This is a genomic window from Rhodococcus sp. 1R11, from assembly GCF_004563845.1.
Lineage (GTDB): Bacteria > Actinomycetota > Actinomycetes > Mycobacteriales > Mycobacteriaceae > Rhodococcoides.
The window spans coordinates 44,871-61,989 of sequence record NZ_SPNG01000020.1; the positions used below are offsets into that span (position 1 = coordinate 44,871).

General features: G+C 64.2%; 14 protein-coding genes and 1 tRNA gene. 6 read left to right on the plus strand and 9 right to left on the minus strand.

The window, feature by feature from the left end; all coding sequences use genetic code 11:
• Positions 1 to 145: 145 nt before the first annotated feature.
• Positions 146 to 1,432 (minus strand): phosphopyruvate hydratase, encoded by a 1,287-nt coding sequence (gene eno, locus E4P29_RS24780; protein WP_135047762.1) that lies wholly within the window; start codon positions 1,430 to 1,432, stop codon positions 146 to 148.
• 121 nt (positions 1,433 to 1,553) lie between these two features.
• Entirely contained in the window at positions 1,554 to 2,276 is a 723-nt protein-coding gene (locus tag E4P29_RS24785) for a lytic murein transglycosylase (protein WP_245154481.1), read from the minus strand.
• 177 nt (positions 2,277 to 2,453) lie between these two features.
• Between E4P29_RS24785 and efeU the strand changes: the two genes are divergently transcribed.
• From efeU to efeB, 3 genes are read left to right on the plus strand one after another with little or no spacing between them, the layout of a single operon-like run.
• Entirely contained in the window at positions 2,454 to 3,335 is an 882-nt protein-coding gene (gene efeU / locus E4P29_RS24790; RefSeq protein WP_135047764.1) for an iron uptake transporter permease EfeU, read from the plus strand.
• A 14-nt stretch (positions 3,336 to 3,349) separates the two neighbouring features.
• Positions 3,350 to 4,489 carry an iron uptake system protein EfeO gene (gene efeO, locus E4P29_RS24795; protein WP_135047766.1) on the plus strand — a complete coding sequence of 380 codons (1,140 nt, stop codon included), beginning with the start codon at positions 3,350 to 3,352 and terminating at the stop codon, positions 4,487 to 4,489.
• Positions 4,470 to 5,720: an iron uptake transporter deferrochelatase/peroxidase subunit gene (gene efeB, locus E4P29_RS24800; RefSeq protein WP_135047768.1), complete on the plus strand. Its 1,251-nt coding sequence runs from the start codon at positions 4,470 to 4,472 to the stop codon at positions 5,718 to 5,720. Before efeO ends, efeB begins: the two co-directional genes overlap by 20 nt.
• Positions 5,721 to 5,858: 138 nt before the next feature.
• On the opposite strand, the gene E4P29_RS26480 is transcribed toward efeB, so the two are convergent.
• Both E4P29_RS26480 and E4P29_RS26485 read right to left on the minus strand, forming a co-directional pair.
• A complete protein-coding gene (locus E4P29_RS26480; RefSeq protein ID WP_245154482.1) occupies positions 5,859 to 6,713 on the minus strand; it encodes an IS3 family transposase in 855 nt (284 codons plus the stop codon).
• Positions 6,710 to 7,198: a transposase gene (locus E4P29_RS26485; protein WP_245154483.1), complete on the minus strand. Its 489-nt coding sequence runs from the start codon at positions 7,196 to 7,198 to the stop codon at positions 6,710 to 6,712. Before E4P29_RS26485 ends, E4P29_RS26480 begins: the two co-directional genes overlap by 4 nt.
• A 169-nt stretch (positions 7,199 to 7,367) precedes the next feature.
• On the opposite strand from E4P29_RS26485, the gene E4P29_RS24810 reads away from it, so the two are divergent.
• Positions 7,368 to 8,009: a dihydrofolate reductase family protein gene (locus E4P29_RS24810; protein WP_135047770.1), complete on the plus strand. Its 642-nt coding sequence runs from the start codon at positions 7,368 to 7,370 to the stop codon at positions 8,007 to 8,009.
• A gap of 116 nt (positions 8,010 to 8,125) precedes the next feature.
• On the opposite strand, the gene E4P29_RS24815 is transcribed toward E4P29_RS24810, so the two are convergent.
• Positions 8,126 to 8,494, minus strand: coding sequence for a metalloregulator ArsR/SmtB family transcription factor (locus tag E4P29_RS24815; protein WP_027496107.1), 369 nt, complete (start codon positions 8,492 to 8,494; stop codon positions 8,126 to 8,128).
• 125 nt (positions 8,495 to 8,619) lie between these two features.
• Between E4P29_RS24815 and E4P29_RS24820 the strand changes: the two genes are divergently transcribed.
• Positions 8,620 to 10,563 carry a heavy metal translocating P-type ATPase gene (locus tag E4P29_RS24820; protein WP_245154486.1) on the plus strand — a complete coding sequence of 648 codons (1,944 nt, stop codon included), beginning with the start codon at positions 8,620 to 8,622 and terminating at the stop codon, positions 10,561 to 10,563.
• On the opposite strand, the gene E4P29_RS24825 is transcribed toward E4P29_RS24820, so the two are convergent.
• The 4 genes from E4P29_RS24825 to E4P29_RS24840 form a co-directional block, all read right to left on the minus strand.
• Positions 10,552 to 11,466 (minus strand): MazG family protein, encoded by a 915-nt coding sequence (locus E4P29_RS24825; protein WP_135047774.1) that lies wholly within the window; start codon positions 11,464 to 11,466, stop codon positions 10,552 to 10,554. The two genes, E4P29_RS24820 and E4P29_RS24825, sit on opposite strands and share 12 nt — an antisense overlap.
• A gap of 2 nt (positions 11,467 to 11,468) precedes the next feature.
• The gene (gene mfd, locus E4P29_RS24830; RefSeq protein WP_135047812.1) at positions 11,469 to 15,134 is read right to left on the minus strand and encodes a transcription-repair coupling factor; all 3,666 of its coding nucleotides are present in this window, start codon (positions 15,132 to 15,134) and stop codon (positions 11,469 to 11,471) included.
• Between the two features lie 171 nt (positions 15,135 to 15,305).
• On the minus strand, positions 15,306 to 15,950 hold the full coding sequence (locus E4P29_RS24835) for a ScbR family autoregulator-binding transcription factor (RefSeq protein WP_135047776.1): 645 nt from the start codon (positions 15,948 to 15,950) through the stop codon (positions 15,306 to 15,308).
• A 187-nt stretch (positions 15,951 to 16,137) separates the two neighbouring features.
• A complete protein-coding gene (locus E4P29_RS24840) occupies positions 16,138 to 16,776 on the minus strand; it encodes a TetR/AcrR family transcriptional regulator (RefSeq protein WP_135047778.1) in 639 nt (212 codons plus the stop codon).
• A 253-nt stretch (positions 16,777 to 17,029) separates the two neighbouring features.
• Between E4P29_RS24840 and E4P29_RS24845 the strand changes: the two genes are divergently transcribed.
• Positions 17,030 to 17,100 (plus strand) — tRNA-Gln (locus tag E4P29_RS24845).
• The last annotated feature ends 19 nt before the right edge of the window (positions 17,101 to 17,119 follow it).

Sequence of the window (17,119 nt, forward strand, 5' to 3'; positions counted from 1 at the left end):
GCGAGACGCACCCCCGGTCGGCTTCGAGCGACCAGAAGAAGAAGGACGGCCGCGGGGTCGGGGATCACGTCCACCTGGACTGGTCCCGGACCTCCCGCGTCGTGCCATCATTCACTCTCCACTTCGTGCATACGTATCGGTTGACTCAGCCCTCGTAATTGAACCGGGGGAAAGCCAGCTCGCCCGCGTAACGCGCCGCGTCACCCAGAGCTTCTTCGATTCGCAGCAACTGGTTGTACTTGGCGACGCGCTCGCTTCGGGCGGGAGCACCGGTCTTGATCTGCCCGCTGCCGACGGCAACTGCCAGGTCAGCGATGGTGGTGTCCTCGGTTTCGCCGGAACGGTGGCTCATCATCGTCTTGTAGCCGTTGCGGTGCGCCAGATCCACTGCATCGAGGGTCTCGGTCAGCGTGCCGATCTGGTTGACCTTGACCAGCAGCGCGTTGGCCGCACCCTTGACGATGCCGTCTTCGAGACGCTCGGGGTTGGTGACGAACAGGTCGTCGCCGACGAGCTGAACCTTGTCGCCGATCGATTCGGTGAGTGCGACCCAGCCGTCCCAGTCGTTCTCGTCGAGCGGATCCTCGATGGAGACCAGCGGGTAGGCGTCGACGAGCTCGCCGTAGAAGGCCGACATCTGCTCGGCGGACTTGGTCTCACGCTCGAAGGCGTAGCCGGTGCCGGCGGTGTAGAACTCGGTGGCTGCCACGTCGAGGGCGAGCGCGACATCCTGGCCGGGCTTGAGGCCGGTCTTGCCGATGGCCTCGAGGATCAGGTCGAGAGCTGCCTTGGTGCCGGCGAGATCGGGAGCGAAGCCGCCCTCGTCGCCGAGTCCGGTGGACAGGCCCTTGGCCTTGAGCACGGACTTGAGTGCGTGGTAAACCTCGGCACCCCAGCGCAGCGACTCCTTGAACGTGGGGGCACCGATCGGCGCGATCATGAATTCCTGCACGTCGACGCCGCTGTCTGCGTGTGCGCCACCGTTGATGATGTTCATCATCGGGACCGGCAGGATGTGGGCGTTCGGGCCGCCCAGGTAGCGGAAGAGCTCGAGTCCGGTGGACTCAGCAGCAGCCTTGGCGACGGCGAGCGAGACACCCAGCAGGGAGTTCGCGCCGAGGCGGGACTTGTCGGGAGTGCCGTCGAGGTCGAGGAGAGCCTGATCGACGGTGCGCTGCTCGATGGCGTCGAGACCGATGACCGCCGGTGCGATCTCGTCGAGCACCGCGTTGACAGCCTTCTCGACGCCCTTGCCGCCGTAGCGGTCTCCGCCGTCACGAAGCTCGACGGCCTCGTGCTCACCGGTGGATGCGCCGGAGGGGACGGCTGCGCGGGTCAACGTCCCGTCGTCCAATGCGACCTCGACCTCAACCGTGGGGTTGCCACGGGAATCGAGGATCTCGCGAGCTCCGACCTGCTCAATGATGGCCACGAATGCTTCTCCTAGTAACGGGGACCGGCGGACTGTGCCGGGTGCAAGACTAGCCGCTCTCCCCTAGTCGGGTCGTTCCGCAGGCTCCACTCCCGCGACCCAGCCCGCGATGCACGGACTTCTACGGCCTGGTGCCCACCGAGTACGCAGCCGCTCGATCTCGCACGTCGCGCAAATACTGGCCCGAGAGGTTGTACGCCATCAACGCCGTCTCCCAGCCCTGTGCCGTCCGCAGATCACCGCCGCGAGCGCAGAGATAACGCGCGGCCGTCAGTGCGGCGTCGTCGATGTTGTCCGGATCCGCGATGCCGTCGCCGTTGGCGTCGACACCCCATTTCTTCCACGTCTCGGGGATGAACTGCATGGGTCCCATCGCACGATCGAACTCGGCATCGCCGTCCATCGATCCGCCGTCGGTGTCCGGGATCTCGGCGACGCCCGGGCCGCCGTCGAGTGGGATTCCGCGAATCGGCGGTGCGACGAGTCCGTCGGGTTGCACGGAAGATCCCTGGTAGGTGCCGTGCCGACTCTCGATGTAACCGATCCCGGCCAGTGTCGTCCAGGCGATGCCGCAGTCCGCGTCGGTCTCGGCCATGATCGCGGCAGCGTGCCCGTACGACGCGAGTGCGGTCACCGAGATACCGAGCGCATCGGTCTGCGGCTCTGCCCAGGCAATTAGCAGATCGGCCGTTCGGCCGGGCGCATTGAAGTCGATGATCGGCACCTCGGTTCCTGGGCCGGGCGGGATTCCCGCCGGGATCTCGCGCTCGGGCTCCCCCGCACTGCACGCCGTGACGGCGAGAAGGACCGAGGCGGTGGCGAGCACGCACATTCGTGAGATCACCTCACCATCCTGCACACGAAAGGTAATAGAAAGCTAAAGGCCGATAAAACCCCTGCTCTCCAGGTATTCCGCCCGGGATGCAGGGTGTATGTTTCTGTCAACCTTCACGCATGAGGGTCGCCTACCCTTCGCGAGGCAAGGCGTACCAATGTTCGATGCACAACAGGAGCACCATCCGTGTCCGTACTGGCTGCCGCAGGATCTGCGCCGTCGATCGCCACCCAGATGTTCGGCAGCGGTCTGATCGGTGTTCGTGAGGGTCTCGAGACCGGCATCGTGGTGATGATCCTCGTCGCGTTTCTCGTCAAGGCCGACCGACGCGACGCACTGAAATGGGTGTGGCTGGGTGTGGGCCTCGCCGTCGCCATGGTTGCGGCGATCTTCTTCGTGATCCATTACGGCACGTCGACCGTCACCGGACTGACGGCCGAGATCATCGCCGGAGCGGCCTCGCTGGTCGCCGTCGTCATCGTCACGGCCATGGTCCTGTGGATGCGCACCGCCGCCAAGAACATCTCCGGCGAGCTGCGGACGAACATGGAGAAAGCACTCACCGTCGGGCCGGCTGCAGTGCTGACGCTGTCCTTCTTCGCCGTCGGCCGTGAGGGCGTCGAGACGGCCCTGCTCATGGTCGGGTACGCCGAGAACACCAACGGCAGCCTGTGGCCACTGCTCGGACTGCTCATCGGAATCCTCGTCGCTGCGGTACTGACGGTTTTCCTCTACTTCGGCGCGGTGCGTATCAACTTCGCCGTGTTCTTCAAGTACACGGGAATCTTCCTCATCGTCGTCGCTGCGGGCATTCTCGCGTACGGCATTCGCGCCCTGCAGATCGGCGGAGTTCTCCCGGGTGGCAGCGCAGTCGCCTTCGACATCACCGCACACTTCGATTCCTCGAGCTGGTACGGCACCGTGCTCGCCGGCATCTTCAACTTCCGCCCCGAACCCACTGTCTTCCAAGCGATCGCGTGGGTGCTGTACATCGTCGTCGTGTTGTTCCTCTTCCTCCGCCCGGTCCGCGTTCCCGCGGCTCCCGAGCCTGTACTTCAGAACTCCTGAAAGGCATCACCACCATGCGTCGTACCACCTACGCTCTGGCCGCTGTCGCGGTTCTACCGATAGCCCTGGCCGGGTGCACCGAGAAGTCCTCCACCGAGGCCGCATCGGGCGATATCGCCGTCACCGCGACCGACTCGTCCTGCGACGTCGGTGCAACCGAGGGCACCACCGGAAACTCCACGTTCCAGATCACCAACAACGGCAGCAAGGTCACCGAGTTCTACGTCTACGGCGAGGGTGACCGCGTCATGGGCGAGGTCGAGAACATCGGACCGGGCCTGACGCGTCAGCTCATCGTCGCGCTGCCCGATCCCGGCACGTACCAAACCGCGTGCAAGGCAGGCATGGTGGGCGACGGCATCCGAGCCGACTACGTCGTGACCGGCGATTCGGTCCGGAACACGGACGAGGACGGCTTGCTCACCGAGGCAGCCGACGGCTACAAGCGCTACGTCGTCAGCCAGATCGACGCGTTGCAGGAGACCACGACGTCGTTCGTCACCGCGGTCAAGAGCGGCGACGTCGCCGCAGCCAAGGCCCAGTTCCCCATCGCGCGTAGCTATTACGAGCGTATCGAGCCGGTCGCCGAGAGCTTCCCGGACGATCTCGATCCGCGCATCGACCTGCGCGAGCCCGACGTCGAGCCCGGCGCGGAGTGGACCGGCTTCCACCGCATCGAGAAAGATCTGTGGACGCAGGGGCTGCAGCCCGACACCAATGCGATGGCCGATCAGCTCGAGGCCGACATCACCGAACTCGCAGACAAGATCAAGGCCGACGACTTCACCATCGACCCCGTCCAGGTCGCCGGTGGCGCACAGGGATTGCTCGACGAGGTCGCCAAGACCAAGATCAGCGGTGAAGAGGACTTCTTCTCGCACACCGACCTGTGGGACTTCCAGGCCAACGTCGACGGCTCGCAGGCGGCCATCGCGGCAGTGCGCCCCATCCTCGACGAGCGCAACGCCGCACTCGGCACCGCGATCGACGCCCGATTCGCAGAACTCGACGCCGAACTCGCCAAGTACCGCAGCGGCGACGGCTTCGTCTTCTACGACACCGTGACCGAACCGCAGCGACAGGAACTGTCGAACAAGATCGACGCACTGTCCGCCGAAGTGAGCCAGGTGCAGGGTGTCGTTGCCGGACAATAAGACTGGACAATTCTCCCGGCGGCGCCTGTTCGGTGCCGTCGGGACCGGGGCTGCACTCGTCGGAGTCGGGGCCATCGCAGGACACGCGACGGCCTCGGGAGCCGAGGTGCCGACATCGGACGTCGTCGACTTCCGCGGCGACCATCAGGCCGGCATCGTCACCCCGGCGCAGGACCGTATGCACTTCGTCGCGTTCGACGTCACGACCGACTCCCGCGACGAGTTCGTTGCGCTGCTGAAGAAGTGGACCCTGATGGCCGAGCGCCTCACCAAGGGTGAGGAAACGTTCGACGGCGGAGCAGTCGACGGCGGCGAATACAACCCGCCCACAGACACCGGAGAGGCTCTGGGTCTGACGGCATCGTCGCTGACATTGACGATCGGATTCGGTCCGGCACTGTTCGACCGATTCGATCTGGCATCGAAAAGGCCTGCGTCGCTTGCCGATCTGCAACACTTTCCGGCCGACAACCTCGACCCGCGCCGCTCGGGTGGCGACCTCTGCATCCAGGCCTGTGCAAACGACCCTCAGGTTGCCGTGCACGCCATTCGCAACCTCGCCCGCGTCGGCTTCGGCACCGTGTCGGTCAAGTGGTCCCAACTCGGCTTCGGGCGCACCTCGTCCACGTCGACGACCCAGGCAACGCCGCGAAACCTGTTCGGGTTCAAGGACGGAACGGCGAACCTCAAGGCCGAGGACCCGTCGTTGCTGGACGAGAACGTCTGGGTTGCATCCGACGACGATCAGGAATGGATGGCAGGCGGCTCCTACCTCGTGGCGCGTCGGATCCGCATGCTCATCGAATCGTGGGACCGCACCACGCTGAAGGAACAAGAGCGAGTGATCGGGCGCAGCAAGGGAACCGGCGCACCGCTCGGCCAGAAAGACGAATTCGACGCGCTCGATTTCGAGTCACAGGGCCCCGAGGGCACCTTCATCGACAAGACCGCGCACGTGCGTCTGGCGTCGAAGGAAAACCTCGGCGGCATCCAGATCCTGCGGCGGGGCTACAACTTCACCGACGGATCCGACGGCTTCGGACACCTCGACGCCGGACTGTTCTTCATCGCCTACTGCCGCGATCCCCTGACCCAATTCGTCCCGATGCAACTCGCGCTCTCCCGCAAGGACGCACTCAACGAATACATCCAACACGTGGGGTCTGCGCTATTCGCATGCCCACCAGGCGTCGGAGATTCCGACTACTGGGGTTCGACCCTGTTCGAGTAGGTCGGTTCCCACGGTGCGTCAATGGACCCTTGCATACGTCTGACCGCTGCAATGGTTCATTCACACAGCAACCTGGTCTGCGTCGATGGCGCACTGCATTGCACTGGACCCCGTGGGTTGGACCGGTTAATGGAAATCCTAGGCCGCGAGGGCCTGAGCTCGGTATCGCACCGGGCTCAGGCCGTCGAGGCGTAGCGAGATTCGGTCGTTGTTGAACCAGTCGATGTAGTCCTCGATCGCGGCCTGCAAGGCGCCGAGGTCGAGGTATCGGGTGTGATGAAACATCTCTTCTTTGAGGTGACCGAAGAAGTTCTCGATGATCGCGTTGTCGTAGCAGTTGGCCTTGCGGGACATCGATTGGATCGCTCCCGCATCGTCCAGCAGCCGCCGCCACGAGTGATGCTGGTAGTGAAATCCCTGATCCGAGTGCACAATTGGACACTCCTGTTCACCGAGGGTGCCCAACGCGGCCCGCAGGGAACGGTTGGTGAACTCCGTCGTCGGGGACCGCCCGATCGAATACGAGATGATCTGACGATCGAACGAGTCCATCACCGGAGACAGATACAACTTCGCCTCCCCGACCCGGAACTCGGTGACATCGGTGACCCACTTCTGATTCGGGGCCGCCGCCGTGAACTGGCGGTCGAGGATGTTCGCAGCGACCGCCCCGACCTGCCCCTGATACGAGACATACCGTCGACGGCGCCGCACACGGCACGCCAACCCGAGCTCGCGCATCACCGCTAACACCGTCTTCTTCGCCACCCGCCACCCCGCATCGACGAGTACTCGGTGCACACGGCGATGGCCGTAACGTCGATGGTTCTTCTCGAACGCGCTGGTCACCGCAGCTTTCAACGCGGCCTTCGGGTCGGGCCGACGCAACTGAGCTTGACGATAGAAGAACGTCGACCGGGCCAAGCCGGCGACATCGAGCAGCATATCGAGACGGTACTGCGCCTTGAGGGCGATGACAGCGAGAACCTTCACCGTCGTCCCTGTTCCCTCAAGGCCCGCAATCTTCCCAGGTACGCCACCTGAGTGCGCAACCGCTCGTTCTCCTCACGGAGGCGGTCGAGCTCGCTGGCCCCATCCGGATCTGCCGTCGACGGTTTCGGCGGTCGACCCGCACTCTTGGGACGCAATCCCTCATCGCCGTCGCGGCGGTACGCACGCACCCACGGTTCGATGATCTTCGCCGACGACAGACCGTACTCACGCGCCAACTCGACCTTGCTCTCACCCGCAAGAAAGCGTTGCACCACAGCAAGTTTGAACTCGAACGAGAACTTCTTCCGGTCCGGTTTCTCCACCAACGCGCTCCTGCCTCGAACCCGCCACCGGTCGTGAAGACTCCTCACCGCCCACGACCCGATACCCAACTGCGCGGCGACCGAGCGCGACCCCCGGCCCTCCTCGAACAACGCTACCGCCGCGACCCGCTGATCCTCGGTAAGTGAACTTCGTACACGCATACACACGCTCCCCAGTAGTCGGAACTGAATTACTCAGTCCAACTTCTGGGGAGCGGTGCACATACGTCTGCGCGGTGCAAGGGTCCATTGACGCGGAGCGGGCGGTGAGTTCGTGCACGCGGTTCGGTCTACACCGTCGTACGTTTCGTCATCGACATCGGGAGCGAATATGGGTCAGCTGGTTCGGGTACAGAACTTCACCGTCTCGAGCGACGGTATCGCTGCGGGAGAGGACCAGAGCTTCGAGAGCCCGTTCGGTCTCGACCATCTGGCACTGATGAGGTGGTACTTCGCCACCGCCAGCTTTCCTGGAAACGCCGGCTCGCGCGGTAGCCGCGGACTCGACGACTACTTCGCCCGCGACTTCGCCCACAACATCGGTGCCGAGATCATGGGCCGACACAAGTTCGGACCACAACGCGGACCGTGGGCCGATCACGAGTGGCAGGGCTGGTGGGGTGACGAGCCGCCGTTCCACACGCCCGTCTTCGTGCTCACCCACCACGAACGGCCGTCGATCACGCTCTCCGACACCACGTTTCACTTCGTTGACGGTGAGCCCGCCGAGGTGCTGAAACAGGCGAAGGAGGCAGCCGGCGGGAAGGACGTGCGACTCGGCGGTGGCGTCACAAGTATCCGCGAATTCCTCGACGCCGATCTGGTCGACACCATGCACATCGCCGTCGCACCCATCGAATTCGGCTCGGGCCTGAAGCTGTGGGTTTCACCCGACGAGTTGAACGACAGATTCGAGCACGAGGTTATCCCCAGTAGCAGTGGTATGACCCATCACTTGTTCTGGCGCAGGTAGCCGGACCGGATCAATGCGACTCTGTTGCACTCTGACCGACTGAAACCCACATTGATCCCAATCCGAGGGATGAGGAATGCCCCCCAGCGCGAGAATTTGGGGCGAGTGACAACAACTCAGGCGGAGTCGGCGTCGGAGGGGAAATCCGATGCCGACATTCCGAGGTGCTCGATGTGATAGACGGCCTCGTCGAGCAACATCGCGACGTGGTTGTCGTACAGGCGATAGATGACGCTTCGGCCCGAGCGAGTTCCGGTGACCAGTCCCATGGCGCGTAACAACCGGAGCTGATGCGATACCGCCGACTGTTCCATTTCGACGGCGTCGGCCAAATCGTTGACCCCGCTCGGCCCCTGCCGAAGCTGCGTCAGAATGCGCAGTCGGCTCGGTGTGGCCAGAGCCTGGAGGGTCGCGGCCACCGTGGCGGCCGATTCTGCATCGAGCTGCGCAGGTGGCGTGCTGCGTCCCTCGACTCCATGTCCCATGCGACAACTATAGTTTATGTACACATGTAAAGGTCTTCATGTAATCCTGTACGGTGAGGTTCGCCCTGTCCGACAGAACGAAGGCCCGCATGACCTCCACCAGCACCGCCCCGGCACCGGCCGACATGCGACGCCCAGCCGGCGCGAGCCGCACCCGTCTCGTCGACATCGCCGAAGTCAGATGGGCCCTGGCCGCGACGACACTGTTCGCCCTCGGACTTGTCGCGCAGTTGGTCGCCGCGCCGGCATGGACGTACTGGGCGCTCTACCTCGCCTGCTACGCCACGGGTGGGTGGGAGCCTGCGCTGGAAGGACTCCGGGCGCTGCGGGACCGAACTCTCGACGTCGACCTGCTGATGATCGTCGCCGCACTCGGTGCCGCCGCAATCGGGCAGAATTTCGACGGCGCACTGCTGATCGTCATATTCGCCACCTCCGGTGCCCTCGAAGCAGTGCTCACCAGACGCACCGCCGACTCGATTCGGAGTTTGCTCGATCTGGCACCCGAGACCGCGACCGTCCTCGACACCTCCGGCCACGAACGAACGATCGACGCATCCGACCTACGCCCGGGCGACATCGTGACAGTGCGTCCCGGCGAACGCATTTCGGGTGAAGGCACCATTGTCGACGGTGCATCCGACATCGATCAGGCCTCGATCACAGGAGAATCGGTACCCGTCTTCAAATCCGTTGGCGACGAGGTGTTCGCCGGGACCATCAACGGCACCGGCGCACTACGGATCAGGATCGACGTCGACCCGTCCGACACGATCATCGCGCGCATCGTCACCATGGTCGAGCATGCGTCCGAGACCAAGGCCGAGAAGCAACTGTTCATCGAAAAAGTCGAGCAGTACTACTCGAAGACCGTCGTGCTCTGTACCGCAGCGATATTCGCGCTGCCGATGCTGCTCGGCAACGACCTCGAATCGTCGTTGCTGCGGGCGATGACGTTCATGATCGTCGCGTCGCCGTGCGCGGTGGTCCTGGCGACAATGCCACCTCTACTCGCCGCGATGGCAACCGCGGGCAGGAACGGCGTACTGGTCAAGTCTGCCGTAGCCATGGAACAACTGCGCTCCATCGACACGGTTGCGTTCGACAAGACGGGAACGCTCACCGAGGGAACACCCCGAGTGGAGTGCATCGATACTCTGGGAACCCTGGGCGAGCAGGAAGTGCTCCGGCTCGCAGCGGCGGCCGAGAACGGAAGCGAGCACCCGATAGGACTCGCTGTCGTCGACTACGCCACGAGCCGGGGCGTCGCGATCACCACGGCAACGCACTTCGATTCCACACCCGGCATGGGAATCAGAGCAACGGTCGACGGCCACACCGTCACGGTCACCAAACCCGAAGCTGCACAGCACAACACGAACGCTCCGGCCGAGCGCACAGCCGCCCTTCGAGAAGCCGAGGGCATGACGGCGGTGATCGTGCACCTCGACGGAGAAGCGATCGCAGTGATCGGGCTCGTCGACATCGTTCGCGCCGACGCCGACGCCACGGTCGCAGATCTCGAAGAGCTGGTCGGCACCCGAGCGGTGCTCCTCACCGGCGACAACGACCGCGTCGCTCGAGCAGTGGCAGCGCGCGCCGGAATCGCCGACGTACGCGCGGGGCTGCTGCCCCAGGACAAGGCCGAGGCCGTCACACAACTGCAGAACGAACGTCCCGGCAGCGGCGTCCCACAGCGAGTGCTGTTGGTCGGCGACGGCGTCAACGACGCGCCGTCGATGGCCACGGCCGATATCGGTGTCGCCATGGGACGTCGAGGATCCGATCTCGCGCTCGACACTGCCGATGCCGTCCTGATCCGCGACGACCTCGGTGCCCTGGCTTCCGTCATCGCGCTCTCGCGGCGAGCTCACCGCATCGTGGTCGCGAACCTGGCGATTGCGGCGACGTTCATCGTGGTGTTGGTGGCCTGGGATCTGATCGGCACCCTACCGCTACCGATCGGCGTGGCCGGTCACGAAAGCTCCACGGTCATCGTCGCTCTGAACGGGATGCGACTGCTGTCCTCGCGCGCCTGGAAGCAGAACGCGACTCGGTCAGCCCCGTAGACCCCAGTGCTCGATCCAGTCCAACGCAGTCATCTCGCCCGGCGCGACACCCGCATTGCAGGCCGATGCCTCGGCATTACGGATCAGAGCCGCGAAATCGAGCACACGACGTCGCAATGCGTCCTCGGCACTGTCGCCGCCGTTCGAGTGATCGACGCCGATATGCACGACGCGTAGACCGTCCGGAACGAGCTCATCGGGCAGTCCCGCCTTGCTCGCGCGTCCGATCACTTTCTGCGCCAATGCAAGTGACGGCTGAGACATCGCGATGCCGTCCAGGCAGGAGCCCCTGGCCTTTTCCGACGCCTTCTTCTCCTCCCACATCCGTTCCTGCTCGACGATGTCGATCGGTCCGGTGTCGGTTCGGCTCAGATGCGGGCTGCGATGTGTCAGCTTCCGCACCAGACCTGCGGCAACGTCATCGACGTCGAAGGGGTCCTCCGCGGCATCCTGCGCGATCCGGGAGTGAAAGAGCACCTGTAACAACAGGTCTCCCAGCTCTTCACGGAGGTCGACCAGGTTGCCGGCGGCGATGGCATCGAGCAGCTCGTACGTCTCTTCCAGAAGATAACCGCGCAGCGACTCATGAGTCTGCTGCGCTTCCCAGCCGCCGACGCTACGCAACCGGTCCATCAGCTGGACCGCCGCGATGACGTCGTCGCCAGGAAGCTTTTCGGCCGCGACGACACGTTCGCCGCGGGCGATCCGGTCCTGTACATCGGGATTGGTCCGGTCGGTGCTCACCAATACGGCATCGACGTCGTCGGGCGCGGCGGTGCCGGAGAACAACCAGCGCACCTTCACCGGAACCTCTTCGGTGAACTGCACTGCGCCACCCAGAAATTCGACGGCGTCCACCGGTACCTGAGTAGGACGAACAGGGTCGAGCAGAACGATCGTCACCGCTACACCCCCACAGTTTGCTCCAACAGGACGGACCGAGATGGCTTCCCGTCCAAGGATAGGATGAGATCGGCGATGAACTGCACCAATTCGACATCGCGGACGCGCGCCGCTCCGACACCGCCGCCTTCGACACGAGGCAACGGCAGCTGCACCACTCCGGTGGTCGCACGGTACGTCGCGCTGGGGTAAAGACGCTTGAGCCTGATCTGCTTGGAATCGGGCAAGTCCATCGGAGCCAATTTCACCTGTGTCCCGGCCACATTGACGTCGGTCAGGCCGTATTCCTTGGCGATCAGGCGAAGCTTCGCGATGGAGACCAGGCGTCCGACCTCCTCGGGTAGCGGGCCGTAGCGGTCGACGAGTTCGTCGATGACGGCGTCGATGCCCTCGGAATCGGCCGCAGCAGCGAGCTTCCGATAGCCCTCGAGCCGAAGCCGGTCGCTGGTGACGTAATCCGGTGGGATGTTCGCGTCGACGGGGAGGTCGATACGCACTTCCTTGGGTGCCTCGTCCGTTGTGATCGGCTTGCCGTCGGCGGCCGCGCGGTAGGCCTCGACCGCCTCGCCGACGAGCCGCACGTACAGATCGAATCCGACGCCGGCGACGTGGCCGGACTGCTCGGCTCCCAGAACGTTTCCGGCACCACGAATTTCGAGGTCCTTCATCGCCACGGCCATACCGGCTCCGAGGTCGGAGTTCTGCGAGATGGTCGCCAGTCGGTCGTAGGCGGTTTCGGTGAGCGGCTTCTCCGGCGGGTACAGGAAGTACGCGTATCCGCGTTCGCGGCTACGGCCCACTCGACCGCGCAGCTGATGCAGCTGGGAGAGGCCGAGCGAATCGGAGCGTTCGACGATCAGCGTGTTGGCGTTGGAGATGTCGAGACCGGTCTCGATGATGGTGGTACACACCAGCACATCGGTCTCGCGTTGCCAGAAACCCTGCACGGTGCGTTCGAGAGTTTCCTCGTTCATCTGACCGTGTGCGGTCGCCACCCGCGCCTCGGGAACGAGATCGCGAATCTTCTTGGCGGCCTTGTCGATCGAGCTGACTCGGTTGTGGACGAAGAACACCTGGCCGTCACGCAGCAGCTCACGCCTGATGGCGGCCGCAACCTGCTTGTCGTTGTACGCGCCGACGTAGGTCAGCACCGGATGTCGCTCCTCGGGCGGGGTGAGAATGGTCGACATCTCGCGAATGCCCGCCAGGCTCATCTCCAGCGTTCGCGGAATCGGGGTGGCCGACATCGTCAGGACGTCGACGTGAGTACGGAGCGACTTGATGTGCTCCTTGTGCTCGACGCCGAAACGCTGCTCCTCGTCGACGATGACCAGGCCGAGGTCCTTCCAGGCCACACCGGTCTGCAGCAACCTGTGCGTGCCGACGACGATGTCGACGGTGCCGTCGGCCAAACCTGCCATCACTTCCTTGGAGTCGGCACCGTGGGTGAAGCGCGAGAGTCCTTTGACCGTCACCGGGAACGACGCCATCCGCGCGGTGAACGTCTGCAGATGTTGCTGCGCAAGAAGAGTCGTCGGAACCAGGACGGCCACCTGCTTGCCGTCCTGAACTGCCTTGAACGCGGCGCGCACGGCGATCTCGGTCTTGCCGTAACCCACGTCGCCCAGGATGACGCGGTCCATCGGGACGGCCTTCTCCATGTCGGCCTTGACCTCGGTGATGGCAGTCATCTGATCGACCGTCTCGGTGAACCCGAACGCATCTTCCATCTCGCGCTGCCATGGAGTGTCGGCCCCGAAGGCGTGTCCCGGAGCCGCCTGGCGAGCCGCGTAGAGCTGCACGAGTTCTCCGGCGATTTCGCGAACCGCCTTGCGCGCCTTGCGTTTGGTGTTCGCCCAGTCTGATCCGCCGAGCTTGCTCAGCGTCGGCAGCTCGCCGCCGACGTAGCGCGAGAGTTGATCGAGCGAATCCATCGGCACGAACAGTCGGTCGCCGGGGTGACCGCGCTTGCTCGGCGCGTATTCAACGACGAGATACTCGCGCCTGGCACCGCCGATGGTGCGCTCGACCATCTCGACGAATCGGCCGATGCCGTGCTGATCGTGCACGACGCTGTCGCCGGCGACGAGAGCCAAGGGATCGACCTGATTGCGACGCTTCGCCGGTAGCTTGCGCCCCTCCCCCGCCGCCGCGACGCGGTTGCCGGTGAGATCGCTCTCGGTGACGACCACGAGCTTCGCGTCGGGAAACACCAGACCGTCGTGCAACGATCCACACAGGACGTTGACGACGTCCGGAACCGGGACGGCACCGGAATCGAGATGTGCAGCAGGCACTTCGGCCTCGGCGAGGCGTTCGATGATGCGCTTGGCGGTGCCGGCTCCGGCCACGGAGATGACGGCCCGTCCTCCGGTGGCGATGTGGGCTCGCAGGGTGGCGTAGAGCGCCGTCAACGCTTCCTCGGAACCTCGTACCTCGGGCACGGGATCGACGGCGAGCTCCACTTCTTCGCCGTTACCCGACGCCAAGGGGCTGATGGTCCACCACGGGCGGCCGTGCACCTGGGCCGATTCACGTACCTGCCGCAGCGAGCGGTACGCGGAGGCACCGAGATCGAGAGAGGCCCCCTCGAGGCTGGACGTATCGAGGGTGGACGTATCCAGTGGCGCGGCACCACCGATGGACGCCGCAGTCCAGGACGCCTCGAGAAATTCCTGTCCGGTGCGAACCAAATCGGTTGCGCGGGTTCGGATTCGCTCGGGGTCGCAGAGCAGGACGTGGGTCCCGGCGGGCAGTGTGTCGGCAAGCAGTTGCAATTCGACGGGTTGCAGCAGCGGCAGCAGCGCCTCCATGCCCTCCACGGGGACTCCGGCCGACAGCTTGTCCAGCATTTCGACCAACGCGGTGTCGCCGGCGTTGTCGGCGGCGAGCACGGCCGCGCGATCGCGAACCTCTTGCGTGAGGAGCAACTCTCGGCACGGCGGCGCGATGACGAGATCGACCTCGTGATCGGGGAGCGATCGCTGATCGGAGACGGCGAATGCGCGAAGCTCGGTGATCTCGTCGCCCCAGAACTCCACGCGGACCGGATGATCGGCCGTCGGCGAGAACAGATCGAGAATGCCGCCGCGGACGGCGAATTCGCCGCGCTTGCCCACCATGTCGACGCGCAGGTAGCCGAACTCGACGAGGCGATGGATCAATCCGTCGAAGTCCAGATCGAGACCGACTTTGAGCGTGACGGGTTCGATCTCGCCGAGACCCGGGGCCATCGGCTGCACCAGCGAGCGGACGGTGGTGACGATGACACGCAGCGGATCGCCGTAGTCGGTGTCTCCGGGGCGAGCGAGACGGCGGAGAACGTCCAGGCGCTTGCCGACGGTGTCGGCGCTGGGCGAGAGCCGTTCGTGCGGCAGCGTCTCCCAGGAGGGGAACATGGCGACGCCGCTACCGAGAATCTGGGTGAGTTCACTGGTGAGGTCGTCGGCTTCGCGTCCCGTCGCCGTGACGATCAGCAGTTGGGTGTGCTGTGCGATTGCGGCGGCCACGAACGGGCGCACCGAGTGCGGCCCGATGAGCGTGTGCTCGGCCGTTCCGATCGCGTCGGCGACCGCGACCATCGACGCGTCCGTCAACGCGACACTGGCAAGACCCGAAAGATGAAGCGCCGCGTCGGGAACGATAGGGGCCGGCCCGGACGTGGTCATGGCAGGCAGGGAATCGGAAGACAACAGCAATGCTCCTGAGCGAGTCGAGGCGATGGCTGCGCACACACAGTCCCGCCGAGTCTATGGGAGCGTACCGACACCGTGACACGCGGGAGATGCCGTCGAACCGGACGTAGCCCGAGCATCAGGCCTGCAAAACGAGGCCTGGAACTACGGCCCGAAGCGAATGACGCGACGTGCGGCGAATTCGCGGAAGTAGTCCAACTTGTTGTTCGGCACCAGTGCAGGGAGCAGGTAGTACCAGAGTCGCTCCATTCGCGAGGGCAGTTCCTCGGTGGTGGAGGTGGCGACGGCGACCATGTGAACCCCGGTGAGAATTTCGAGCACCAGCGACCCGATGGTGCTCGGATCCGAGCTGGGGTCGATATCGCCTTGCGCGATGGCCTTGGCGGCGAGCTTGTCGAACGCGACGCTCCAGCCGGCCATGACGTTGCCCTCTGTGCCGCGGTAATCACCGATCTGATGGCTCAGACGCATCATCGCCGACACCATCGGGTCGGTGACGGAGAGGTCGACGACGATGTAGGAGATGCCGATCGCAGCTTCGAGAGCCGGAATGCGTCCGTCGTTGAACTGCATGCACGCACTGGTCAGTCGAGCGTTGCCCTCGTCGATGACGGCTCGAGCGAGCTCTTCCTTCGAGCCGAAATGGAAGTACAACGCGCCCTTGGTGACCTGGGACTGGGAGATGATTTCACTGAGGCTCGCGTTCGCGTACCCGAGGCGCAGAAATACATTCGCTGCGCCTGCAAGTACGGTGTCGCGAGTGATCTCAGCGCGAGCCTGCCTGACCATAGGATCCGCCTCTGCGATCGAACTTCCACTGCGCAAATTACGCCCGAACGGTACCACTGAGCAGCTTTACGTTTGACGTCAACATGCATCGGTCCGGATGACAATCGCCCCTGATGTGTTGCGGCCCTCCCACCCGACAAAGGGGACGATACCCCCTTTTATCCAGGTGAGAGCCGAAACCGGGTTGTCATTCCTCTGCCAGTCGAGGGTCCGCCTCCAGATTCGTCAGCCCGTTCCAGCACAGGTTCACCACATGCGCCGCAACCACTTCCTTGGAGGGCGTACGCACGTCGAGCCACCATTGCGCCGTCATCGACACCATTCCGACCAACGCCTGCGCATACATCGGCGCGAAATCCGGATCCAGACCGCGTCGCGAGAAATCCCCCGCGAGCATGTGCCCGACCCGTCCCACAGCCTCGTTGAGCAATGACGAGTATTTGCCGTCCTCGGCCGATGCCGGCGAATCTCGGACCAGAATGCGGAATCCGTCGGTGCGTTCCTCGATGTACGTCAGCAGGGCGAGCGCGACTCGTTCGACGCGAATACGCGAACGGTTGAGTTCGAGAGAACTGGTGATCATGCCCAGCAGCGTCGACATCTCCCGATCTACGATGACGGCATAGAGGCCTTCCTTGCCACCGAAGTGTTCGTAGACCACCGGCTTCGACACGTTCGCGCGGCCGGCGATCTCCTCCACCGACGCCGCCTCGTACCCTCTCTCGGCGAAGAGCGTCCGCCCCACCTCGATCAATTGCTCGCGCCTCTGCGTCCCGGTCATGCGGACACGAGGTGTGCGTTCCTGCTCGGAGGCTGCGCCTGTCATCGAAAACCGCTTCCGTCACCGACCCTGTGCAATGCAGACGTCGAATCGACGCCTTCTACAGACTAACGATGCCCGATCCATCCGATTTTTTCATCGAAGGGGCCGCGCCGGAACGACGCGAGTGGTCTGTTATGCGTCGCGGTTCGACTCACCGCCACCTCTCATGCGAGGATCGGTGCGCTCAGTGGGAGCGCAGCGGCTAACGAAGGCGTCGTTCGATTCGTCGGCCACTGTCGCCACCGCTGGACGATTATCCGCCGTGGTGTAATGGCAGCACCTCTGATTTTGGTTCAGATAGTTCAGGTTCGAGTCCTGGCGGCGGAGCGAGCAAGACCATTCGTGC

Excerpts from the sequence above, each read along its gene's own strand:
- efeO (WP_135047766.1), top strand. The coding sequence starts at position 3,350 with ATGCGTCGTACCACCTACGCTCTGGCCGCTGTCGCGGTTCTACCGATA.
- E4P29_RS26485 (WP_245154483.1), bottom strand. The coding sequence starts at position 7,198 with ATGCGTGTACGAAGTTCACTTACCGAGGATCAGCGGGTCGCGGCGGTA.
- E4P29_RS24810 (WP_135047770.1), top strand. The coding sequence starts at position 7,368 with ATGGGTCAGCTGGTTCGGGTACAGAACTTCACCGTCTCGAGCGACGGT.
- E4P29_RS24815 (WP_027496107.1), bottom strand. The coding sequence starts at position 8,494 with ATGGGACATGGAGTCGAGGGACGCAGCACGCCACCTGCGCAGCTCGAT.
- E4P29_RS24820 (WP_245154486.1), top strand. The coding sequence starts at position 8,620 with ATGCGACGCCCAGCCGGCGCGAGCCGCACCCGTCTCGTCGACATCGCC.
- mfd (WP_135047812.1), bottom strand. The coding sequence starts at position 15,134 with ATGACCACGTCCGGGCCGGCCCCTATCGTTCCCGACGCGGCGCTTCAT.
- E4P29_RS24835 (WP_135047776.1), bottom strand. The coding sequence starts at position 15,950 with ATGGTCAGGCAGGCTCGCGCTGAGATCACTCGCGACACCGTACTTGCA.
- E4P29_RS24840 (WP_135047778.1), bottom strand. The coding sequence starts at position 16,776 with ATGACAGGCGCAGCCTCCGAGCAGGAACGCACACCTCGTGTCCGCATG.